The following is a 22,720-nucleotide window of genomic DNA, read 5'->3' as shown; positions in this document are numbered from 1 at the left end:
GATGGGACAATCGTTCGATGGAGAGCACCTTGGGTGTCGAGGCTGGATCGCCGGCCGCAGTGCTGCACATGCTCATGGACGGCAGCCCCCGCACCCGAGCGGAGATCGTGGCCGCGACCGGTCTCGCCCGGTCCACCGTGCGGGCGAGACTGGACCTGCTCGTGGCCGCCGGGCTGGTGACGGGCAGCGGCACGGGGGAGTCCACCGGCGGCCGCCCGGCCGGCCGGTTCGGGTTCAACCCCGGCGCCCAGCACGTGCTGGCGGCCGAGGTGGGCGCCACCCACGCCACCGTCGCCGTGTCCGACCTGGGCTGCCGGTTGCTCGCCGTCGAACAGGTCGACCTCGACGTGGCGGACGGGCCGGCGGTGATCCTGCCGCTGCTGGTCACGACCTGGCGTTCGTTGCTCTCCGGCGTGGCCGCCGCCGAGATCGCCGGTGTGGGCATCGGCCTGCCGGGCCCGGTCGAGCACTCCACCGGCCGGCCGAACAACCCGCCGATCATGCCGGGCTGGGACGGGTTCGACGTGCCCGCGGCGATCGCGGCGGAGTTCGACGTGCCGGTGCTGGTCGACAACGAGGTCAACCTGGAGGCATTGGGCGAGCACACCGCCTCGCACCCGGACGTGCGGCACATGATCGTGGTGAAGGCGGCGACCGGCATCGGCGCCGGGCTGATCAGCAACGGCGTGCTGCACCGCGGCGCGGCGGGCGCGGCGGGGGACCTGGGGCACATCAGGGTGCCCGAGGGTGGCGGGGCGCTGTGCCGGTGCGGCAACACCGACTGCCTGGAGGCGGTCGCGGCCGGTCCCGCGCTGGCGGCGAAGCTGCGGGAGCTGGGACATCCCGCCGCGTCGACGGCGGACGTGGTGAACCTCGTCCGGGCCGGCAACCTCGAGGCCGGCCGGGTCGTGCGGCAGGCCGGTAGGGAGATCGGTGAGGTGCTCGCCGGGTGCGTGAGCATGTTCAACCCGTCGCTCGTGGTCATCGGCGGGCTGCTGGCGGAGGCGGGCGAGATGCTGCTGGCGGGTGTGCGCGAGTCGATCTACCGGCGCTCGCTGCCGCTGGCCACGGAGAACCTGCGGATCGTCGCGTCGGGTGCCGGTGAGACCGCCGGGGCGCTGGGCGCGGCGGCGATGGTGGTGCGGCACGTGCTGTCGCAGGAGGTGCTGGACGCACGGCTGGGCGAGGTCGCCGCCGGTGGTGAGGTGCTGGTGGGCGCTGAGTAATGGCGGCGTTCAGCCCTAAGACGCGTGTGTTTTGACAACAACACTGCGGACTTTTGATTGACAGCCGCCAATAGTCACGCCTACCGTCGTCGTATGGCTGTGACCCGCGTAACACCGGGGGTGGTCGCACACCCCGCTGGGCGGCTGAGTGCGATCACGGTGCCGCGCCCGAGAACCGTGCCCGTGGGCAAGGAGCCCACGGTGGCGACCCGGCGCCTGCTGCGGCTCATGCGCACCGGCGCGACCGACCGGGCGATCGCTCGCGAACTGGATGTCAGCCTGCGCACCCTGAACCGGCGCATCGCGCGCCTGCAGTCGTTGCTCGGCGTGCAGTCGCGGTTCCAGCTCGGCGTGCTCGCCGCCGAGCTGGAGTGGCTCGCGGTGGGCGAGTGACCGTCACCGTTCGGCCGGAGAAGAACCGGTCAGAAGATGATCTCGCAGTTGGACAGCGACTCGAACCGTGAGTCGCAGCGGTCGGCCGGACCGGCACCGCCGTCTCCGACGTCCAGACCGGACGGGTCGGTGAGCGTGTCGTTGCCCGCGTCACCGTTGACGATGTCGTTGCCGGCGCCGCCGTCGAGGTCGTCGACCCCCGCGCCGCCGTTGAGACGGTCGTTGCCGTTGCCGCCGCTGATCCGATCGGCGCCGTTCTGGCCGTTGAGCGTGTCGGCGCCTTCACCACCGCTGACGGAGTCGGCACCCGCGCCCGCGTTCACGGTGTCGTCGCCGGCGCCGGCCTCGATCGTGTCGGCGGCCGCGCCACCGCTGAGGGTGTCGTTGCCGGCCGCGCCGTCGAGACGGTCCGGCCCCTCGCCGCCGAGCAACGTGTCGTTGCCCGCTTCGCCGTTGAGGGTGTCGGCACCCGCTTCCCCGGCGGCCCAGTCGTTTCCGTTGCCACCGAAGAACTCGTCGGCGCCTGCGCCGAGGCAGGCCGTGTCGTTTCCGTTGAGACCGAACACGACGTCGTCGCCGCCGAGGGCGACGAACACATCCGGTCCGTTCGTGCCGAACAGCACGTCGTCGCCGTTCGTCCCGACCTGCGTCGCGGCCAGCCCGTTGCATGTTTGCGGTGGCTGCGCGGAGGCGGTACCGATCGGCCAGAGCACCAAACCCGCCGTCGCGAGGAGGGCGGACACCACTGATCTTCGACAGTTGCTCATGCCAGCAGTCTCTTGCCGCGCGGCATGGTTGCCCAAGTGGCCAAATCTCAGCGCGTGCGCCGAATCCACGTGCTGCCGAGGCTGGTGGCGAGCAGCACCGCACCCGCCACGAGCAGCAACAGGCCCCCGCCCACGGCGCCGTCGGTGAGGTCCCACACCATTTCCGGCACGACGATCGTCGTGGCCACCACGCCCGCCACGAGCAGAACCGTCGAGCGCACGGCGAAGTAGGTGGCGAAGCAGGCGAGCGCGAGGCAGGCGGTGAGCGCGTAGGCGACAGGTTCGTTCCCGGCCAACGGTTGCTGCGCACCGAAAAGGGCAGTCGCGGCACCGACGGCGAGCGCGAGCTGTGCGGGCTTCAGAACGTCCACAAGGGACAGGACCATGCCGGCGACGCCGAGTGCGAACAACGCGGCGCCGCCGGGCAGCGCGCTGTCCGGCATGAGCTCGCCGATCCAGGCGATCACCGCGACGATCGCCGCTGCCGCCAGGGTCAGGTAGCCCAGTGCCGTGGTGACCAGGACGTACGCGGCGACCGCCACGAGCAGGCCTGCCGTCGCACCCACCACGAACTCATGCGAGCCGGTGGCGGTGCCCGCGGTGAACGCGGAGGTGACGGCGGCGAGCGAGAAGAGCGTGCTCACCACCCGCCGGCGGCGGTGCGAGACGGTCCGCACGGCGAAAAATCCGCCCGCCACAACGAAGGCGGCGACGAGAAGCGCGACGGTGGCCCCACCGAGCACGCCGACCTTCGCCACCCTGCTCAGGGCCTCCCAGGACACCCCCAGCACCAGCGCGGCACCTCCGAGCACCAACCCGCCGCCGAGGTAGGCGGCGACTTCGGCGATGCGGTCGGGGACGCGGGGAGGAGCTCCGGTGTCCTCGAGCGCCGCGATCACGGCGCCTTCCTGCTCGGCCGACAGCACTCCGCGCGTCGTCAGCTCGTGCAGAGTCTCCTTTTGCCGTGCGGTCAGCGCCATGGCCACCACCCCTCGCCACGAATGTTCCCGCACAGGGCACGAACGTGCCAAGGAACACCGGATCCTGACGGCAGGAACGGCCCCTTACCTCGTGACGACGGCATGCCAGAGGGTGGCTGACATGACGAGGACACCGATCTTCGATGCGCTCGCCGAGGAATTCGACGTCACCGTGCGAAGTTCCGGCGAGATACCCGCACAGACCGGCCGGTCCGGCACCGACGAGGAGGAACGACCGCTGAGCGGACGGTTGGAGTGACGTCGGCAAGGGCAGCGGCGACGGCACGCGCGTACCCGAGGATCGTGACAACCTGCGTCCGGCGTGCCGCCGCCTGGTCGAGCGTGCCGGATGGAGTGGCGCCAAGCCAGAGGCTTCCGGCTCGGTTGCCCAGGTTGTGCATGAACTGCTGCTGGGACGGGTGCGGCGAGTTCTTGGCCGGGAAGATCTCGTCGCGGATGGGCAGGCCGTTGTCGGCGTTGATGGAGAGCACGTCCGAAGCGTCGCCGCCCAGGATCTCGGGGGTGGTGCTGATGGTCAGCGCGCGCTGGCCGTCGACCTCGGCCTCGCCGACGGTCACCTCCTTGATGGTCGCGAGCAGCTTCAACACACCCGCGCGGACCTCGACGTTGGCGGCACCGACGAACAGCGCGTACGTGGTGTTGCTCCACAGATGGTTGTTGATGAGGTTCTCCAGTTCCGTGCCCGTCGGCCGCGGCTTGGGCTCGGGAACCGGTTTGCCGGCCCTGCGGAACGTCTCCGCGACCTCCGCCCTGGCGTCCGCCCACGCCTTGTCCGCGTCGGCGGGGCTCATGCCGAGTCCCAGAGCGTTGCCGGCCGCGGTGATCATCGCGATCCTGGCCTTCTCCACGTCGCCGTTCGCGGCCTGGCGGGCCGCCGCCATCACCTTCGCGTCGAACGGCCGGGCCTGGTCGTCGTTCTTCGCCACCGACGCCGCCAGGGTCTGCGCCGAGTCTCCCTTGAAGATCTGGCCCGTGTCGGAGTAGACGGTGTAGTACACGTACGGCGAACCGTCCGGCGCGGTCTTCGTGCCGATGACCAGCGACGAGTCGCCCGGCAGCGCGGCGGCGGCCTTGACCTCGGAGGCCAGTTTCACGAGCGGTGACTCGACCACCGGCGGCGCCACCGCCTGGGGGGAGGGGCCGGCCGGGACGCTGCCGCCCGTCGTGCCCATCACCACGGCCGCCGCGACAGCCGCCGCGCCCACAGCGGCGACACTCGCCCTGGGCCAGGAAAACCAGCGCTTCGGCCGCACGACCGTGTTCACGGGTTCCGCCATCGCCGTCTGCAGCGCCGTACGAGCACGGTCGTACGCCTCAGGACTCGGGGACGGCACATCACTCAGCTTCTTCATCAGATCCATTTCATCCATGAGTCGTCTTCTCACGTCGTCGGGACTTGCAGCAGCGCGGCCACTTCCGGGGCCTCTCGCAACGCCTTGCGCGCCTGGTGCAACAGGCGGCGAGCCGTGCCGGCGGGGATGTCGAGCACCCGCCCGGCCTCCGCGACGGTCAGGTCCTCCCAGGCGACCAGGCCCAGGACTTCCCGTTCCTCCGGTTTGAGCCGGGCCAGAGCCCTGCGCAGCAACGCCTGCGTGTCCACGCGGGCGTCCACCGCCGGCCAGGGATCCCAGTCGTCCGCCACCCCGGTCAGGTCCGGCGCCGGCTCCTCGGCCGGCTCGGACCGCCAATGCCGCCGCAACCTGTTCAGCGCGACCCCGTACAACCAAGGTCTGGCTTCGGGATACGAACGGTCATAGGTCGCCCGGGACTCGTAGGCCGCCACCCAGACGTCGCCGAGCACGTCCTCGGCGGCCTGGCGTCCCACTCTGCGCGCGAGGTAGTTCCCGATCGCCGCCTCGTGACGACTGATCACTTCGACGAAGGCATCGGTGTCTCCGCGCAGCGATCGGCCGATCAGTTCCGCGTCTGACGACATGAAGCTCCTCGGGTTTCGCTTCGCCCTTGCACCCCGTCTTTGCCAACGCGCGGCGAAAGTGTTCAGGTTGCGCGAAACCCACTGCTCAGACCGACTCCGCTACTCGAACACCCCGTAGCCCGCGACGGCGTGCGCCCGGACGCCGTCCAGGTCGAGTTCCACGCCGATGCCGGGAGTGTCGGGAAGCGTGATGTAGCCGTCCTTGACGATGGAGCCGCTCCCATCCGGGGCGTGGACGTAGCTGTCCCACACCCCGCGCTCCTCCAGGGCGTGCCACTCCTGGACGAAGAAGTTGGGGATCGCCGCGCACTGATGCGACGTGGCCATCGTGCCGAGCGGCGTCGACACCAGGTGCGGCGCGAAGGGGATGTAGTGCAGCTCCGCGAGGTTGGCGATCTTCTTGGCCTCGGCGAGGCCCCCGCACTTCGGCACGTCCGGCTCGATCACGTCCACGGCGCCGCGTTCGAGCAGCTCGCGGAATCCCCAGCGCAGGTAGAGGTTCTCGCCCGCGCAGATCGGCGTGCGGGTCTGCGCGCGGACCCGCACCAGCGCGTCGATGTTCTCCGCCGGCAGCGGTTCCTCGAGCCACATCAGGCCGAACGGCTCGAGCTCCCACGAGATCCGGCACGCGCTCGGCACGTCGTAGCGGGCGTGCAGGTCGATGGCCAGATCGACGTCCGGTCCGATCGCTTCCCGGACGGCTGCCACGCGCTCGACCATCGACCGCAGTTCGGCGGCGTTGACCGTGTGGTTGAACGCGTCGAACTTGGCCGGGTGGTGCAGGTTGTCGATGTCGAACTTGATGGCGGTGAACCCCTCGGCGACGACCCGCTGGGCCCGGTCGACGCACCCCGCGACCGAGCCGGCCGGGTCGTCGCCGTCACCGCAGTCGGCGTAGAGGCGGATCCGGTCGCGGAACTTCCCGCCGAGCAGGCGGTACACGGGCTGGCCCGCGGCCTTGCCCGCGAGGTCCCACAGCGCGAGCTCGATCCCGGACAGGGCGATCACGAACACCCCGCCCTGCGGACCCGCGAAGACCTTGTTGCGGCGCAGCTTCTCCCAACATCGCTCGACGTTGCGCGGGTCCTCGCCGATCAGGAGGGGAGTCAGGGAATTGATCATTCCGACGACGGCGCCCGCGCCGGCATCGGGATTGGCCTCACCGAACCCGCTGAGGCCCTCGTCGGTGTCGATCCGGACCAGCGTGGCCTCACCGTGGTAGGCCACCACCGCCGTTGTGACGTTCACGATCCGCATAGCTCTCCCGCAGTCGGGTTGTGCCTGTGAACGGACTGTCGCTTCGTCCAACTTGTCCTATAAGCTGATGACATGCAAAGGGGACAAGAGTCTCGGGACGCTGTCAAGGTCCGGACTCTCCCTGTCCAGGTTGCGGCGCTGCTGACCCGCCGCATCGTCACCGGCGAGCTGGAGGACGGCCGCGCGCCGTCCGAGCTCGACATCGCCCAGGAGTTCGGGGTGTCCCGCGTGGTGGCGCGGGAGACGCTCAAGATCCTCGCCTCACTAGACATCGTCGACGTCGCGCAGGGCCGCCGCGTCGTCGTGCGTCCCCCCGCGGAGTGGGACTACCTGAGCCCGTTGCTGGTCGAGTGGCTGCCGACCGAGATCGTCGGCCAGCTGCTCCAGGAGCTGCACCAGATGCGGGTGCTGCTCGAACCCGAGCTGGCCGCGATGGCCGCGGCCGGCGTCACCGCCGAAAGCCTGGAGCGGCTCAAGAACGGGCTGGAACGGATGTCGGCGCTCGAGGCGGACCCCAACGCCTACCTCGAGGTCGACCACGAGTTCCACATGGAGATCTGCCGGGCGGCCGACAACCGCATCCTCGACCGGATCATGTACTCCGCCCGCTGGCTCGGCACGGCCAGCCGGCGCATCACCAACGAGGCGCCGGCCGCACTGCGCAAGGCCACCGCCGACCACACGGAGATCTACGAGGCCATCGTCGCGCGCGATCCGGACCGTGCCCGCGCGGCGATGCGCAAGCACCTCGCCAACAACTCCGCTCTCCTCGCGGAAAAGGAAAGACAGACCAAGCGGGCCACCCGGCGCCGTTAGCGCCTGCACTTCGCTCCGCCGTCTTCGCCGCATGAACGACCCGGCAGCGCGGCGCTCGCCTCGCTGTACCGCCGGCTGCAACGTCGCCCCGTCGGTCCGCGTCCGGTCGTCCGGACGCGAGAGGAGTGGTCATGGAAGAGAAAGTGGACTTGTCGAGACGCACCTTCCTCGGGATGAGCGCGCTGGGCGTGCTCGGTCTCGCGGGGTGCGGAGGAGGTGGCCCCGCCACGCCGCAGGTCGACGTCCAGGTGCCCCAGGCCCTGCTCGACCAGGCGGCCTCGCTGCGCGGCGGGTCGGTGGGGATGCTGTCGCAGAAGCTGTACGCCGAGGCAGCCAACAAGGCACTGGACAAGTCGCTGCAGGTCTTCGCGCAGGCGACCGGCACGACGGTCCGCAACGACCTGGTCTCCGGGGACGCCGGCGACATGGTGGCGAAGATGGACGCCGAGGTGAAGGCGGGCACCAGCCGCGACTTCGCGTTCGTGAGCGATCGGCGGTTCGTCGGCCAGCTCCACAACCTCGGCGCCCTCACCGACGTCACCGACGTGGTCGACGAGATGCGCAAGCTTTACGGCGATCCCGCGACGGAGGCGAACAACTACTGCGTGTTCGGCGGGCGCTGGTTCGCGATCCCGTACCACTTCATCGCGTCCGCGATGTACCTGCGCAAGGACTGGTACCAGGAGAAGGGGCTGCCGCTCAAACCCCACTACACGTGGGAAGAGCTGCGCGACAACGCGTTGGAGGTCTCCGACCCGGCGAAGAAGCGCTTCGGCTGGGGTCTCACGGTGAACCGCTCCGGCGACGCCAACGGTTTCATCGCGAACGTCATCAACACCTACGGCGGGGCGATGGCGGACAACACCGGCACGAAGGTGGTGTTCAACTCGCCGGAGACCGTCGCCGCCGTCACGTTCATCGGCGACATCTACACGAACCCGAAGTACACGCCGATGCTGCCGCCGGGGATCGGCAGCTGGACCGACTCGAGCAACAACGAGAACTGGCTGGCGCAGATCCTGGGGCTCACGCTCAACCAGTTCAGCGTCTACGCCGACTCGAAGACCAAGAACAACCCGGTCTACGCCAACACGCACGTGTTCAACGGCGCCACCGGACCGGCGATCGACAAACCGCTCGCGTTCGGCGAGTCCAACTCGTTCGTCGTGTTCAAGGGGGCCAAGAACCCCGACCTCGCCAAGCTGGTGGCGAAGTACATGGTCAGCGGAACCGCGCTGCTCGGTGTCGCGAAGGGAGCACCGTGCCTGGTCAACCCCTCGTGGGACAAGGTGTGGGACTCCGACCCGTATTACACCAACGGTGATCCCGCCTTCCCCGCGCTGCGGGAGCAGACCCGTACGCCGCTCCCGGTGGCCACCAAAACCGGCTTCAAGTTCCCCCAGGCCCCGAGCCCCGGCGAGCAGGCCGCCACCGCCGCCTACCTGCTGACCGACATGATGCAGTCGGTCGTCCAGGGCACGAAACCGGCCGACGCCGTCGCCGCGACGCACGCCCGGATCGTCCAGGTCTTCGAGCAGCAGGGCTACAAGCAGTGACGACGCTGCGCACGCGCCCGGTGCCGGTCCGTCCGGCGCCGGGCCGGTCGCCCTCGCTCACGCGGTCGCAGCGGCTGCTCGGACGGGACTGGCGCCTGGCCGCGGTGTTCATCGGGCCGACGCTGGTGCTGGTCGCCGGCCTGATCCTGTTCCCGATCGCCGACTCGATCTTCACCAGCACCACCGAACGCCACGGCGCGGAAACGGTCTTCGTCGGGCTCGACAACTACACCGCTCTCATCGACGACGCCGTGTTCCACAAGGGCGTCCTCAACTCGTTCGTCTTCACCGCGTACGCCGAGATCTTCAAGGTGACCCTCGGCCTCATCGCGGCGTTGATGCTGCACCACATGCGCCGCGGCCGCGCGATCGTCGCCGGCGTGATCCTGTTGCCGTGGGTGGTGCCGACAGTCGTCACGGCCTTCACCTGGCGGTCCCTGTTCGACCCGATCTTCGGCAGCGTCAACGTCCTGCTCACCGACTCCGGCATCGGGCCCGCGCTGGCCGCGATCAGGCTCGTCGACAAGTGGCCGGCGGAATGGCTGTCCGATCCGGCGCTCGCACTGCCCGCGGTCATCCTCGTCAACGTCTGGAAGGGCATCCCGTTCTTCGCGGTGACGTTCCTCGCCGGGCTCAAGGCGATCGACGGCGGCCTCTATGAAGCGGCCGTTGTGGACGGTGCGACGCCCTGGCAGCGCTTCCTGCACATCACGCTGCCGGGCCTGCGCCACGTCATGATCGTGACGGTGTTGCTGTCGTCGATCTGGACGTTCAACAACTTCGACCTGATCTGGCTGATGACCCAGGGCGGACCGGGGGACGCCACCGCCCCGTACGTGATGGTGGCCTACTCCAAGGCCATCCAGCAGCTGCAGCTGGGCGCGGGCGCCGCGGTCACGCTGGTGATGCTGCCGATCATCGGCATCCTCGTGGTGATCCTCGTGCGGATGATGCGCCGCGGCGACCTGCCGGGCGCGAGCGATCTGGGGCGCCGGCGGCTTACTCCGGCTCAGCGCGCGGCGCTGCCGTGGGTGATCGTCGCGGCGTCGGTGCTCGTGCTGGTCTGGGCGTCGCCGCACATCGTGTGGAAGGCCGCGTTCGTGCTGGGCGTGTTCGTGGTGCTCGCGGCCGCCGTCGGACGGGTCGTCTCCGTGCTCGCCGCGCGGGGCAACCGGCTGGCCGCACGGCTGGTCGGCGGCACCGGCAGCGGGATCGCGCTCCTGGGCCTGCTGGGCTTCGTGCTCGCGCCGCTCTACTGGATGACGGTCACGGCCTTCAAGTCCGACGACCAGATCGTCGCGCGCACCGACGACCTCTGGCCGACGCCGTGGACCACCGAGCAGTTCACCAACCTGTTCACCGGCAGAGCGTTCGGCACCTGGTACGTCAACACGATCCTGGTGTCGCTGGCGTCCACCGTGATCGCCCTGGTGTGCGCGGCGCTGGCGGGCTATGCGTTGGCACGGCTGAAGTTCCGGGGTTCGGAGAGTTTCACGGTGACGATCCTGCTCACCTACGTGATGCCGGGCGCGCTGCTGTTCATCCCGCTGTACCAGATGATGAGCGGGATCGGGCTCAACGACTCGTTGTGGTCACTCGTGCTCGCCTATCCCACGTTCACCCTGCCGTTCGCGACGTGGCTGCTCGTCGGCTACTTCAAGTCGATCCCGGCCGACCTCGAGGAGGCCGCGCTGGTCGACGGCTGCACGCGGTTCGGGGCGTTCCTGCGGATCGTGCTGCCGCTGGCCAAGCCGGGCCTGCTCGCGGTCGCGCTGTTCACGCTCACCAACGCGTGGAACGAGTTCCTGTTCGCGTTCGTGTTCATCACCAAGGACGACTACAAGACGCTGCCCGTCGGCATGCAGTCGATGATCTTCGGCGACGTCGTGCCGCAGGGGCAGCTGGCCGCGGCCTCACTGCTGATCAGCATCCCGGTCGTGGTCATGTACGCGTTCGGGCAACGATTCCTGACCGAGGGCCTCACGGCCGGCGCCGTGAAGGGATGACCTCGGTGATCACGGAGGAACACGTCGCGACGGCGTCCCGGCCGAGCGACCTGCGCATCACGGACCTGCGGGTGGCCAAGGTCGCCGGGGTGCCGTTCCGCTCGTCGATCATCAGGATCGACACGAACCAGGGGCTGGCCGGCTACGGGGAGGTGCGCGACCAGGCCAGCGCCACCTACGCGCTCGTGCTCAAGAGCCGGCTCGTGGGGGAGAACCCCTGCAACGTCGACAAGATCTTCCGCAAGATCAAGCAGTTCGGCCACCACGGCAGGCAGGGCGGCGGGGTCTCCGGCGTCGAGATGGCGCTGATGGACCTCGCAGGCAAGGCGTACGGGGTGCCCGCGTACGCGCTGATCGGTGGCCGCTTCCGCGACGAGATCCGTTGCTACGCCGACACACCGTCGCTGCCGGATCCGCACGCGATGGGCGCCCGGCTGCTGGAGCGCAGGCAGCGCGGGTTCACGATGCTGAAGATGGACGTCGGCGTCGACCTGCTGTGGGACGTGCCGGGGGCGCTGATCGCGCCGCCGGGTGCCCGCGCGGACCTGACGACGATGCACCCGTTCACCGGCATCCAGGTCACCGCGAAGGGCGTCGACCACCTGGCGTCCTATGTGGACACCGTCCGTTCGGTCGTGGGCTACGACATCGCGCTCGCGGCCGACCACTTCGGTCACATCGCGCTCGACTCCTGCATCCGGATCGGCCGCGCGCTGGAGCCGTTCACGCTGGCGTGGATCGAGGACCTGATCCCGTGGCAGCTGACCGACCAGTGGCGTCAGCTCACCACGTCCGTCGCCGTCCCGACGTGCACGGGGGAGGACATCTACCTGCTCGACGGCTTCCGGCCGCTGCTCGACGCCGGCGCCATCCGGGTCGTGCACCCCGACCCGGCGACGGCGGGCGGGATCGCGGAGACCAAGCGGCTCGGCGACTACGCGCAGGAACGGGGAATCCCGATGGCGCTGCACCTGGCGGCGTCACCGATCGCGACGATGGCGTGCGTGCACCTGGCCGCCGCGACGGAGAACTTCCTCGCACTCGAACACCACGCGGCCGAGGTCGAGTTCTGGAGCGACCTGGTCACCGACCTGCCCCGCCCGCTGATCCAGCGCGGCCACATCACGGTCCCGGACACGCCGGGACTGGGATTCGGCGACATCGACGAGGAGTTGCTGCGCCGCCACCTCGACCCGCGTGATCCGGTGTTCTTCGCCGAGACGACGCACTGGGACGCCGAGTCGAGCCACGACCGGCTGTGGAGCTGATCAGGTGCGGCCCTGCTCGGCGCGCCACTTCTCGTACTCGGGCCGGGCCTCGTCCGACAGCGGGTAGTAGCGCCGCAGGTCGCCACCCTCGGCCAGCCGCAGGCGGGAGAACTCCTCCCACTCCGCGTGTTCCTGGGCGACGGCCACCAGAGCGGGCGCGAGCTTCACCGGAACGACGACCGCCCCGTCATCGTCGGCGACGACGATGTCGCCCGGCTCGACGAGCGTGCCGCCGCACGCCACCGGCACGTTGACCGCGACCGGGACGATGCCGGTCTGGGCGTGGAAGTTCGGTGTGGCGCCCCGGATCCACAGCCCGAGGCCGAGCCGCTTGGCCTCGCCGACGTCGCGCAGACACCCGTCGATCACCACACCGGCGCCGCCGCGGCCCTTGAAGTAGGTCAGCATCATCTCGCCGAACACGCCGCTGCTCATGTCACCACGCGCGTCGACGACGATCATGTCGCCGGCCTGGGCGTGGTACATGACGTGCCGGTGCAACTGTTTCTCCGGCTCGGCGTACTCGTCGACGGGGTAGAGGTCCTCCCGCTTCGGCAGGAACTGCAGCGTCAACGCCGGCCCGGCCACGCGCACGCCGGGCGTCACCGAGACCGGGCCGCTGATGAACGCGCTGCGGATGCCCATCCGGCTGAGCTCGGCGCTGGCCGTCGCACTGCCGATGGCCGCGAGGGCCGCACTGAGTTCGGCCGGCGGGCGAACGATGTCGTGCGTCTCGACCACGTCGGTAGCTCCCTCGGTCGATGTGACTCCGGTTCGAGCCTAGTCCCGTCCGGCGAACGGTGGAGCAACTCGTCCGCTTGAACGAAGTGCCGGCCACGGTGGCGGTCGAGCAGATCGGCACCTCGCCGATCAGTCCTCAGTGGACTGATCAGTCCATCGGCCGGACGCCGAGGAATCCTGGCGCGGTCAGTCGGAGATGCGGCGGATCACGCTGATCGGGCCGATCGAGTCGATGTCGGCGATCTTCACCGGCACTCCCTCGGTCGACGCGTGCACGGCGCGCACACTGTCCACCGCCATGGCCACGTGGGACTGGCCGGAGTAGTAGACGATGATGTCGCCGGGCCTGACCTCGCCGCGGCTGACCGCGCGTCCCGCCTTGGCCTGGTCGTAGCTGGTGCGACCGATGGACACGTTCGCGGAGCGGTAGGCGGCCTGGATGAGCGAGGAGCAGTCCCAGGCGTCCGGGCCGTTGGCGCCGTGGACGTACCTGTCGCCGCGCTGGTCGAGTGCGAACCGCAGGGCCTTGCCCGCGGTTCCCGGCGGGGCCTGGATCGCCGACATGTCGCCGGCGTTCTTCAGGGAGTTCCTGGTCGAAGCGCTGAGCGAGTCGTACTGGGTGCGGGCCTCGTCCCTCTGCTTCTGCAGTTCGGCGCTCTTCTGGTCGATCTCGGCGAGCAGCTTCCGCGACGCCGCGGTCGCCTCGTCGGCCGTCTTGGCGGTGGCGTCCGCGGCGTTGACGGCGTCGGTGAGCTTCCGCAGCGCCTCGGCGTTGTCGGCGGCGAGGATGTTGAGGGCCGACAGGCGGTTGAGGAAGTCCTGCTGCGAGTCGCTCACCAGCAACGCGGAGAGCTGGTTGAAGCGCGCGCCGGAGTAGGTGACCTCGGTGAGGAGGTCCACCTGGCCGCGCAGGGACTCCGCGGCCTTCCGCGCGGTGGTCAGGTCGCCCTTCGCCTTGTCCAGCTCACCCTGCTTGGCGGCCAGGTCGCCCTGCGCCTTCAGCTTGTCCTGGTTGACCTGGGCGGCCTTCTCGGACAGCTCGTTGTACTTCGCGAGCGCGTCGGCGGCGGAAGGCTGGGCGTTGCCCGGCGTCGTGGGGAGCACGGCCGCGACGACTGCCGCCGTCGTGACGAACGCTCCGCGCACGGCGCGGCGTGAGGGGTGCGACAGCACGTCGCGGTCTCCTTTTTCGTGTGCCCGGCGCACTCAGACGGTGATGTTCCGATCGTTGAGCCAGGTGAGCGGGTTGATTTTCTGGCCACTCGGGTTCCAGACCTCGAAGTGGAGGTGGGGGCCGGTGGACTGGCCGCGGTTGCCCATGCGGGCGATCTGCTGACCGGCCTGGACCCGCTGGCCCGCGCGGACGCTGTAGCTGTCGACGTGGCCGTAGACGGTGATGGTGCCGTCAGCGTGCTCGAGGCGGACCCATTGGCCGAAGCCGGAGATCGGGCCCGCGTCCTTCACGACGCCGTCGGCGGCGGCGAGGATCGGGGTGCCGACGGGGCCGGCGATGTCGATGCCGAGGTGCAGCTTGCCCCAGCGGCCGCCGTAGCCGGAGGTGAACTCGCCTACGGCGGGGCGGGCGAACTTCGGGCGCTTGTGCTCGGCCTCCGCCGCCTCGTGCCTCGTCGTGAGCTGCTGGCTGCGCAGGATCTTGGCGGCTTCCGCGGCACCTTCCGGCGCCGTCCTCCGCGAGACGGTGAGGACCTGCGCGGTGTCGCCACCCACGCCGTCGAAGGTGGCGGCGCCGTCCGAATGGTTCGTGAGCTGGACTGCCTGCAGGGTGTGGCCCGCACCTGCCGTGGAGAACGCGCCCACGGCGACCGCGGCGACGACGATGCGTCCACGCAGAGCTGACGGCGGCGGGGGGAGCCGGTGCGAGGTGACCGTTCGCATGGCCACCAAGATCGAGACACCGTGTTAAGAACTCGAGTAGATGATGTTCAGGTTCCTTCGCGGGGCAGCCGGACCGTGAACGTCGTGCCCTCTCCCACCTCGCTCGCCGCCGTGATCGTTCCCCGGTGCGCGATGACGTAGTGCTTCGCGATCGCCAGGCCGAGGCCACGTCCGCCGGTGACGCGAGCGCGGGAGCGGTCGGCCCGCCAGAGCCGGTCGAACACGTGCGGCAGGTCCTCCGCCGCGATGCCGTGCCCGGTGTCGGACACGGTGAGCACGACCTCGTCGCCGTCGAGACGGCCGCTGACCACGACTCGTCCGTCCGCAGGGGTGTGCTGCACCGCGTTGACCACGAGGTTGCGCACCACCTGCCGCAGCCGCACCGGGTCCGCGGTCAACCGCAGCTCCTCCCCGGCGGGCACGTCGAGGACGACCTGGTGCGCGGCGGCGACCCCGGCCAGCAGTTCCGCGGCGTCCACCGGTTCCGGGCGCAGGCTGAGCGCACCCGCGTCGGCGGCGGCCAGCTCCTGCAGGTCCTCGACCAGCTGCTGCAACACCAGCGTCTCCTGCAGCAGCAGGTCCAGCAGGTCGGCGTCCAGATCCGCGACGCCCTCCTGTGCGGCGACCACCCACCCGCGCATCGTGCCCAACGGCGTGCGCAGCTCGTGCGACAGGTCGTTGACCATGTTCTTGCGCAACGTCTCCGCTCGCGCGAGGTGCTCGGACATGTCGTTGAACGCCGCCGCGACCTCGGCGACCTCCCAGCGCGCCGTGACCTCCGCGCGCGCCGACAGGTCGCCCGCGCGCATCCGCCGAGCCGCCTCCGTGAGCACGGTCAGCGGCCGCAACACCCTCCCTGCCAACAGAAAGCTCACGGCGATCGCGAACACCAGCACCAGCGCCGCGGCCAGCGCGATCTGCGCGACCCCGGCGGCGGGCAGGCCCACCACGGTGTACCGGACCGCCGGTTGCGCGACGAACAGGAACGCGGCCGGTGCCACGTACGAGGTGAGCAGCGCGCGCCGGGCAGAGGACAGGCATTTCTCGTGCGCCGGCAGCGTGTTCGGGCCTGCCACCAGCGTCGGCACGCCGTCCAGGCCGAGGTACGCCGGGTTGTATCGCACTCCGCTGCCGGTTTGGCACTCCAGCAAGTGCTTGTTCATCTGTTGGAGCGCACTTTGTTCCCTGTCACTGTTCAGCCTCAGCGATGTGCACCCGTGCGTGAACGGCCAGGAGTACGAGCGCCCGGTCGCGCTCGTCCGGATTTCGGCCGCGACCCCCTGACGACGGGCGCAGGCGACGTCGTCCTCGGCTGCCGCTCGTGACGCCCGCTGTTCCTCAGCGGTGAGCAGGAACGGGCCCACAGCGCGTGGATCGATGCGGTCCTGCGGAGTGTCCGGCCTCAGCTCGAGGTCGACGTTGAGCGGATCGACCACCGCGGCCGGCCGACCGGCACCCTGCAGGTCGTCCGCGCCGGCCGTGCCGCCGATGAGGGTCCGCGTGGTCGTGGTGAGCTGGATGTGCAAGCCGGTCTCGCGACTGAGGTCCTCGATCAGTGGCGTGATGCCGGACCAGTTCGGGTGGGCGACCCCGTACCCGAGCACGGCGTCGTAGACGCGGGCCAGTCCTGACTGCTCACGACCTTGCTCGGCCCGCAACGTCCGCGTCGTGCTCTGCACCGACAGCCACGCCGTCGCCGCGATCGAACACGCCGACACCAGCACCGTGCCCGCCAGCAACAGCAGCCGCAGCCGGCGAGGTCTACTGGTCACGATCGCTCTGGTCCGCGATCTTGTACCCGATCCCGTAGACGGTCAGCAGGTACGCCGGGGAAGCCGGGTCGGCCTCGATCTTGCGCCGGAGGTTGCGCACGTGCACGTCGATCGTGCGCTCGGTGATGAACCCGTCCAGCCCGTAGCCGTCCTCGAGCAGCTGTGCCCGGCTGAACACCCGCCCCGGCTCGGCGGCCAGCACCGCGAGGATGCGGAACTCGGCCGGCGTGCAGGCGACCAGCCGGCCGGCGACGCGCACCTCGTGCCGCATCGGCTCCAGTTCCAGGTCACCGACTCGCAGTACGCGCCGCGCCGCTGTGCCCTTCGCACCGGAACGGCGCAACAACGCCCGTACCCGCGCCATCAGCTCACGGGGGTCGTACGGCTTGGCGAGGTAGTCATCAGCGCCGAGATCGAACCCGAGCAGCTTGTCGTCGGCGTCCGCTCGTGCGCTGATCACCAGTACCGGCAGGTCCGCGTCCTCGGCCCGGACCACGCGGCAGACGTCCCATCCGTCCACGCCCGGCAGCATCAGGTCCAGCACCAGCAGGTCCGGGCGACGGCCGCGGATCTCGTCGAGCGCCGTGCGTCCGTCGCCGACCAGCAGAAACGTGTGGTTCTCCCGAGCGAGGAAGCGCCCGATCAGCTCCGCCTGTCTCGGTTCGTCTTCGGCCACCAGGACGTAGGCGCACATGGCGGCCATGATGCCAGCCGGTCGTGCTCCCGCTGGCAGCGCCAGTGGGAGCACGACATCGACGAGGTCAGCTCCAGGGAGACGCGGTGAGCCAACTGGTGTCCTGGGCCCACGAGGTCGTGGAGTCCCAGGCGTTCGAGCCGCCGTTGCCGGCGACGTAGGCGGTGAAGTTGTAGTGGCGGAGGTACTTCGTCGGGAAGTTGGCGGACTGGAAGGAGTTGCCGGCCCCGCTGTTGCCCGCGGTCCGGCAGAAGGTGGCGTCCTTCGCGAACGCGGTGCCGCCGTCGTCGGCGTTCAGGTAGAGCTGGTAGTTGAAGTGGCGCAGGAACTGACCGGGGCGGTCGGCGGACTCGAAGGACAGGCAGGAGGTGTTGGCCAGCCCGGCGCGGACGATCCAGGTGGCGTCGGCTTTGACGGTGGCCGAACTGGAGGAGTTGACGGAGGAGATGACGACCTTGGTGTCGGCGTCGTTGTGGCGGAGGTAGTGCGAGGTGCAGCAGGGCGCGGTGGTGGCCTGCAGGGAGATCCGGGAGCCGGGGGTCAGTGAGCCGGTGCTGGTCGAGCCGCTGCTGTAGCCGGCGGCGGTGATGTTGGCCTGCACGGCGTTCTCGGTGGCGTCCGAGGGGTAGCCCGCGGTCATGACGCCTTCGTAGAAGGTGCCGCGGCCGGTGTTGCTGTTGTCGCCGCCGATGCCGAGGATGATCGCGCCCTGCTTCTTCATCGGGTTGTAGCCGGGGGCGTTCGGGCGCACGCCGTTGTAGAAGGTGGACAGGTTGCCCGACTGGGCGTTGCCGCCGCGGATGGCCCACTGGTTCGGGCCGCCCTTGAGGGTGGCGGTCACGAACCGGTGGCCGATGCTCGGGTCGCCCGCGTTGAACCCGCGGTTGACGCCGGAGAACAGGCCGTTCTCCAGATCGGCCATGACCCATGGACCGTTGCCGCTGCCCCAGCCCCAGCCCTTGCTGTTGCCGAAGTACAGGGCCTCCATGGTGCCGTTGCCGTCGTCGTTGCCGGTCGTCTCGGCGTTGCCGTAGTCGAAGCAGCAGCCGCCGTTGTAGTTCGTGCCGTCGAAGATCGCGTACATGCCCTCCGGCTGGTCACCGGTCGCGATGCCGTTCGTGTTGTTGTTGCGGTAACCGGTGCCGGGAGCCACGTAGACGCCGTACGCCTTGTGGCCGCCGACCGTGATGGGCGCCTCGAAAGCGTTGGCCAGGTTGTCGTTGCCGCCCTCAGCCGGCCCTGGCCAGTAGCCCCTGAGTGCCTGGGTGAGCTTGTTGCCCTTGCCGGACTGGTCGTAGATGACGGTGATGACGCAGCTGGTGTCGGCGCAGAAGGAATCCTGCACAGCGGCGTCGGCGTACCCGCCGGCGCTCAGCAGGCCGACGTCCCTGATCGCGTTGTCCGAGGCGCGTTTCACTTGGTACAGCGGGCCGTTGTAGCTCCCGTACAGGGCGCGGGTCGTGCTATGCGCTGCCACGCAAGGGGTGTTGCCCGCGGCGTAGATGTCGCACGGTCCCTGGGTCGCGGCCTGCGAGGTGGTGGCCGTGGCGGCGAGCACGCCGGCGGCGAGCGCGGCGGCGGCACCCGCCGCGAGGAGCGCACGTGTGGCGCGGCGCGGTGGCTTGATCATGAGCAACTCCTTCACTGTGAGAGTCAGGTGGTCACGCGGAAGGTGGCGTCGCCGCGGGCGGTCGCGGTGGTGATCGGGTCGAGCCTCAACTGGTAGGCGTAGTGCCGGATGTAGTGGTCGGGATGGTTGTACGACTGGAAGGAGCTCCACGACGACGACGCCAGGCCGGCGACTTGGCGGAACGTCGCGTCGGCGGCGAACTGCGTGGTGCCGTCGTAGGGCGCGAGCACGAAGTCGTAGTTGACGTGCCGCAGGTAGTAGCCGGGGTAGTTGACGGACTGGATCGACACGGCCGAGGAGTCGGCCAGGCCGGGCATGATCCGGAACTGGGAGTCCTGCAGCGGGCTGACGTTCGGGTCGATGCGCACGTCGAAGTTGGCGTGGCGGACGAAGCGGTCCTGGAAGTTGAACGACTGCAGGCGGTTGACGGGCCTGCTGACGCCGTACTTGCCCAGCACGCGGCTCTGCTCGGCGGCGGTGAGGCTCATGATCCCGCCGTGGCGCTTGCGGTTGGTGCCGAGCGAGTAGTCCGACACGGTCCGGAAGTTGCCGGTGCTGCCGAGGTTGGTCGACGTGATCGGCATGTACCCGCGGCCGGTGGCGAACTGGTCGAGCCACAGCATCCACTCGGTTTTGCCGTTGACCGGCATCCACATCGGACCCTCGACGACGTTGCCGCCGGTGGCGCCGTTGGAGATGCCCATGTGGGACAGGTCGCCGATCCTGGTCCACGAGCCGAGGATCGAGTTGCTGCCCTCGATGGTGATCTGCCCGTCGGCGGAGGCGCGGTAGTAGCGGAAGCCGCCGACGCTGGTGGGGGACTCGACGATCTGGGTGTCGATGACGCCCTGGGTGCCCGGGCGGTCGATGTAGACGGCCGGAGCGGTGACCGTGCGGAAGTCACGGGTCCGCGTGTAGTAGACGCGGTGCTTCTTGACGCCGTTGAGGCTCGCGTTCGTCGCCCAGTAGATGACGTAGTCGCCGGAGGCCGGGTCGAAGATCGCCTCGGGCGCCCACGCGTCGCCCGCACCGGGGACGGCGCCTGCCACGTTCAGCAGCCGGGGCTCCGACCAGTTCACCAGGTCCGTGGACTCCCACACGACCAGCGAGGTGCTGCCGCGGTTGGCCGCGTCGCTCCACGACGTGCCGCTCGCGATGCGCAGGTCGGTCGCGATGATCCAGTACTTGTCGCCGTTGGGGGAGCGGACGATCGCGGGGTCGCGCACACCCTTGGTGCCCACAGTGGACAGCAGGACGGGAGCGCCGTCGTTCAGGTCGCTCCAGTGCAGGCCGTCCGTGCTGTGCGCGAAGTAGAGCTGTTCTCCGATCGCGCTCTCGCCGGTGAAGTGCGCCATCAGATAGCCGGTGAACGGGTCGGCGGCCGAGGCCCGGTCCACCGCGACGAGGACTTGGGCGGTGAGCAGCAGCAACGCCGCGACCAGGGCGGCACCCAGGCGTGACAGGGTTCGTTGCACGGTTTTTCCTCCTGCGATCACAGGGTGGGGACGATCGGGGCGATGGTGCCGTCGGCGTTGAACGTCATGCGGTCGACGGTGACCTCGCGGTTGGTGCCGTTGCCGCCGGGCACGGCGAAACGGTGATAGGCGATGTGCCAGGTGTCGGTACCGGGCAACTGGACCACTGAGTGGTGGCCGGTCCCCTTGATGCCGAGATCGAGGCGCTTCTGCAGCACGACACCGCGTTTGGTCCACGGTCCGAGCGGCGAGGAGCCGGTCGCGTAGGCGACCTGGTAGTTCTCGTCACGGGTGTCGTTCTCGGACCACATGAAGTAGTACGTGCCGTTGCGCTTGAACACGAACGACCCCTCGCGGAAGCCCGACGTGGTGATCGTGCGCACCGCCGCCGGGTCGAACGACACCATGTCGGCGTTCAGCGGGACGACGTGCGCGGCGCCGTTGCCCCAGTACAGATAGGACTGTCCATTGTCGTCGGTGAACACCATCGGATCGATGGCCTGACCGGGATGGGCGCCCGCCCGGATCAGCGGCTTGCCCAGGGCGTCGCGGAACGGTCCGGTGGGGGAGTCGGACACGGCGACACCGAGATGCTTGGCCGTGTCGCCGGAGGCCGCGCCACCGCTGAAGTACAGGTAGTAACGGCCGTTCTTGGCGACGACCGCCGGCGCCCACGCCGAGTTGTCCGCCCACGACACGTCCGGCCCGTGATCGAGGATCACGCCGTGGTCGGTCCAGTTGACCATGTCGCTCGAGGAGAACGCCTTGTAGTAGGGGGCGGACCAGCTCGCGTAGCCGTCGGTCGTCGGGTACAGGTAGTACCGGCCGTTGAAGAACGTGATGTGCGGATCGGCGAACAGGCCGGGGATCACCGGTCCCTTGCTGGTCTTCGGGGTCCACGGACTGGTGAGCCGGAACGAGCTGTCGGCGCGGAACCGCGCGGTGTCCTGGTAGGTCTCCACCCACAGTTCGAAGTCGCGGTGCCGCAGCCGCCGGTCCGGGAAGTTGAACGACACCAACGACATCGAGCCCGCCACCGAACCGTCGGCAGGACAGAACGTCGCGTCCCCGCGGAATTCCGGTGTGCCTGTGTTGGCCTCCAGTCGCACGCGCAGGTCCCGGTGGCGCAGGAACATTCCGTTGGCGGCCTGGAACGAGTAGCACGACGGCGACGCCAGGCCGTTGACGACGGTGAACGTGGCGTCCGACTTGGTCTGCGCCGAGCTGCCGGAGGTCACGGGGTCGAGCCGGCCCAGGTAGTCGGCGTGCCGGAGGAAACGGCCGGGGTAGTTCACCGACTCGAGCGACCGCGCGCCGGTGGGCAACGTGGCCGCGGACGCCGGTGGTGTGGGCAGGGTGAGAGTCGAGGCGACGACGAGGGAGGACACCGCGAGCAGATGCGCTCGTCGGTTCATGATGTGCTCCGATCTTCGTTGAGCGGGGCGTGGAGAGGTGCCGGCGTGTCACCACCGGCTGCGCGGTCGCGTGCGGGCGACGGCGTGGCTCGACTGCGGGGGGACTGCGGAAGGGGCCGCTAACGTCTACTGCCGAGGCAGGGTTCGGTTCTGGTGACGGTGCCACTCGCTGATGCCATGTCTGCGCACTCCCTGCGTCCTTGCAGTGCAGCCTTGGTTCGTAGGCGGATCCCGCGAGGGCCAGAAATTGTTAGCGTTAACATTTTCTGGCTGAGGTAGATGAGAACATGACGGCAACTTTCACGTCAATGGGTCGTGCTCACGCGTGGGCGCTTGCCGGTCGCCGGCGGCGAAGCTTCGCCGTGGTGTCGTGATCCCGTGGAATCGGCAGCCGAGACGTGATTCGTCCGCTTCGGTGCAGTCGTCGGGTCTCGATTGGTGAGCCTCGGTGGCGGGCTGTCGCCGTCGCCATGGCCAGCCCGAACCGCCCCGACCTGGCCTGTTAGCGCTAACAGGATTAACGCGTTTCAGCGGGCACTTCTCGGAATCGGACTGTTGACAAGGCGTCAACGCGGAGGTTACCTATACGCCACACCGCGATCGGACGACGGTCTGCCGTACTGATCGAATTGTTAGCGATAACATTCGTTCGATCGTGGTGAGAACCGGTGCGACCCCGACGGAGAGGTTGTCCACAATGCGATGCTCTGCCGTGCCGCGCACCGAGCCGTTCACCGGGCTGTTGTCCCGGTGAGCACGCAGGCGGTCGCCACCTCACTGTCGTGTCCGCACAGGTGATGCGCGCGCCCCTCGCGTCGACCGTCCGACGCTGACCCTCACGACGACGAGCCCCACAGGTGTGCCCGCGGCT

Annotated in this window: 19 protein-coding genes; 6 read left to right on the top strand and 13 right to left on the bottom strand. The window is 69.4% G+C overall.

Translation table 11 applies throughout. The annotated features are described in order from the left end of the window. Window positions 1–17 precede the first annotated feature (17 nt). Together B0F77_RS22815 and B0F77_RS22810 are read left to right on the top strand one after the other, a co-directional pair. Window positions 18–1,226, top strand: coding sequence for an ROK family transcriptional regulator (locus B0F77_RS22815; protein WP_086664984.1), 1,209 nt, complete (start codon window positions 18–20; stop codon window positions 1,224–1,226). 93 nt (window positions 1,227–1,319) lie between these two features. Beyond that, window positions 1,320–1,619 (top strand): LuxR C-terminal-related transcriptional regulator, encoded by a 300-nt coding sequence (locus B0F77_RS22810; RefSeq protein WP_086664983.1) that lies wholly within the window; start codon window positions 1,320–1,322, stop codon window positions 1,617–1,619. A 29-nt stretch (window positions 1,620–1,648) separates the two neighbouring features. Here the strand turns inward: B0F77_RS22810 and B0F77_RS22805 are convergent, their stop codons facing one another. From B0F77_RS22805 to B0F77_RS22785, 5 genes are all read right to left on the bottom strand, one after another. Further along, window positions 1,649–2,386 carry a calcium-binding protein gene (locus B0F77_RS22805; RefSeq protein WP_086664982.1) on the bottom strand — a complete coding sequence of 246 codons (738 nt, stop codon included), beginning with the start codon at window positions 2,384–2,386 and terminating at the stop codon, window positions 1,649–1,651. A 47-nt stretch (window positions 2,387–2,433) separates the two neighbouring features. Continuing rightward, window positions 2,434–3,366, bottom strand: a complete 933-nt coding sequence (locus tag B0F77_RS22800) for a hypothetical protein (protein ID WP_143466860.1) — start codon at window positions 3,364–3,366, stop codon at window positions 2,434–2,436. Between the two features lie 167 nt (window positions 3,367–3,533). Next, window positions 3,534–4,739 (bottom strand): hypothetical protein, encoded by a 1,206-nt coding sequence (locus B0F77_RS22795; protein ID WP_245848556.1) that lies wholly within the window; start codon window positions 4,737–4,739, stop codon window positions 3,534–3,536. A 29-nt stretch (window positions 4,740–4,768) separates the two neighbouring features. Next, a complete protein-coding gene (locus B0F77_RS22790; protein ID WP_086664980.1) occupies window positions 4,769–5,323 on the bottom strand; it encodes an RNA polymerase sigma factor in 555 nt (184 codons plus the stop codon). Between the two features lie 99 nt (window positions 5,324–5,422). Further along, on the bottom strand, window positions 5,423–6,580 hold the full coding sequence (locus B0F77_RS22785; RefSeq protein ID WP_086664979.1) for a mandelate racemase/muconate lactonizing enzyme family protein: 1,158 nt from the start codon (window positions 6,578–6,580) through the stop codon (window positions 5,423–5,425). Window positions 6,581–6,652: 72 nt separating this feature from the next. Here B0F77_RS22785 and B0F77_RS22780 point away from each other — a divergent pair, with 72 nt between their 5' ends. The 4 genes from B0F77_RS22780 to B0F77_RS22765 all read left to right on the top strand — a co-directional run bounded on the left by B0F77_RS22780 (window position 6,653) and on the right by B0F77_RS22765 (window position 12,226). Next, on the top strand, window positions 6,653–7,396 hold the full coding sequence (locus B0F77_RS22780; RefSeq protein ID WP_086664978.1) for a FadR/GntR family transcriptional regulator: 744 nt from the start codon (window positions 6,653–6,655) through the stop codon (window positions 7,394–7,396). Between the two features lie 131 nt (window positions 7,397–7,527). Then, a complete protein-coding gene (locus B0F77_RS22775; RefSeq protein WP_086664977.1) occupies window positions 7,528–8,952 on the top strand; it encodes an extracellular solute-binding protein in 1,425 nt (474 codons plus the stop codon). Continuing rightward, window positions 8,949–10,958: an ABC transporter permease gene (locus tag B0F77_RS22770; protein WP_086664976.1), complete on the top strand. Its 2,010-nt coding sequence runs from the start codon at window positions 8,949–8,951 to the stop codon at window positions 10,956–10,958. Before B0F77_RS22775 ends, B0F77_RS22770 begins: the two co-directional genes overlap by 4 nt. 5 nt (window positions 10,959–10,963) lie before the next feature. Beyond that, on the top strand, window positions 10,964–12,226 hold the full coding sequence (locus tag B0F77_RS22765; RefSeq protein ID WP_211293938.1) for a mandelate racemase/muconate lactonizing enzyme family protein: 1,263 nt from the start codon (window positions 10,964–10,966) through the stop codon (window positions 12,224–12,226). Here the strand turns inward: B0F77_RS22765 and B0F77_RS22760 are convergent, their stop codons facing one another. The 8 genes from B0F77_RS22760 to B0F77_RS22725 all read right to left on the bottom strand — a co-directional run bounded on the left by B0F77_RS22760 (window position 12,227) and on the right by B0F77_RS22725 (window position 21,849). Continuing rightward, the gene (locus B0F77_RS22760) at window positions 12,227–12,967 is read right to left on the bottom strand and encodes a ribonuclease activity regulator RraA (RefSeq protein WP_086664974.1); all 741 of its coding nucleotides are present in this window, start codon (window positions 12,965–12,967) and stop codon (window positions 12,227–12,229) included. A gap of 186 nt (window positions 12,968–13,153) precedes the next feature. After that, window positions 13,154–14,140 (bottom strand): C40 family peptidase, encoded by a 987-nt coding sequence (locus tag B0F77_RS22755; protein WP_086664973.1) that lies wholly within the window; start codon window positions 14,138–14,140, stop codon window positions 13,154–13,156. Window positions 14,141–14,173: 33 nt separating this feature from the next. After that, window positions 14,174–14,863, bottom strand: coding sequence for a M23 family metallopeptidase (locus tag B0F77_RS22750; RefSeq protein WP_086664972.1), 690 nt, complete (start codon window positions 14,861–14,863; stop codon window positions 14,174–14,176). A 47-nt stretch (window positions 14,864–14,910) separates the two neighbouring features. After that, complete coding sequence (locus B0F77_RS22745) at window positions 14,911–16,635, bottom strand: sensor histidine kinase (RefSeq protein ID WP_086664971.1); 1,725 nt, start codon at window positions 16,633–16,635, stop codon at window positions 14,911–14,913. Next, window positions 16,625–17,329 carry a response regulator transcription factor gene (locus tag B0F77_RS22740; protein WP_086665005.1) on the bottom strand — a complete coding sequence of 235 codons (705 nt, stop codon included), beginning with the start codon at window positions 17,327–17,329 and terminating at the stop codon, window positions 16,625–16,627. Before B0F77_RS22740 ends, B0F77_RS22745 begins: the two co-directional genes overlap by 11 nt. A gap of 67 nt (window positions 17,330–17,396) precedes the next feature. Continuing rightward, complete coding sequence (locus B0F77_RS22735) at window positions 17,397–18,959, bottom strand: alpha-L-arabinofuranosidase B (RefSeq protein ID WP_086665004.1); 1,563 nt, start codon at window positions 18,957–18,959, stop codon at window positions 17,397–17,399. A 23-nt stretch (window positions 18,960–18,982) separates the two neighbouring features. Then, window positions 18,983–20,434, bottom strand: a complete 1,452-nt coding sequence (locus tag B0F77_RS22730; protein WP_086664970.1) for a glycoside hydrolase family 43 protein — start codon at window positions 20,432–20,434, stop codon at window positions 18,983–18,985. Window positions 20,435–20,451: 17 nt separating this feature from the next. Continuing rightward, a complete protein-coding gene (locus B0F77_RS22725) occupies window positions 20,452–21,849 on the bottom strand; it encodes a family 43 glycosylhydrolase (RefSeq protein ID WP_086664969.1) in 1,398 nt (465 codons plus the stop codon). Window positions 21,850–22,720: the final 871 nt, after the last annotated feature.

The organism is Lentzea kentuckyensis, from assembly GCF_002150765.1.
In the GTDB taxonomy this organism is placed as follows: Bacteria; Actinomycetota; Actinomycetes; order Mycobacteriales; family Pseudonocardiaceae; genus Lentzea; species Lentzea kentuckyensis.
Note: the sequence above shows the minus strand (reverse complement) of the source record. Positions and strands in the feature narration are given on the sequence as shown.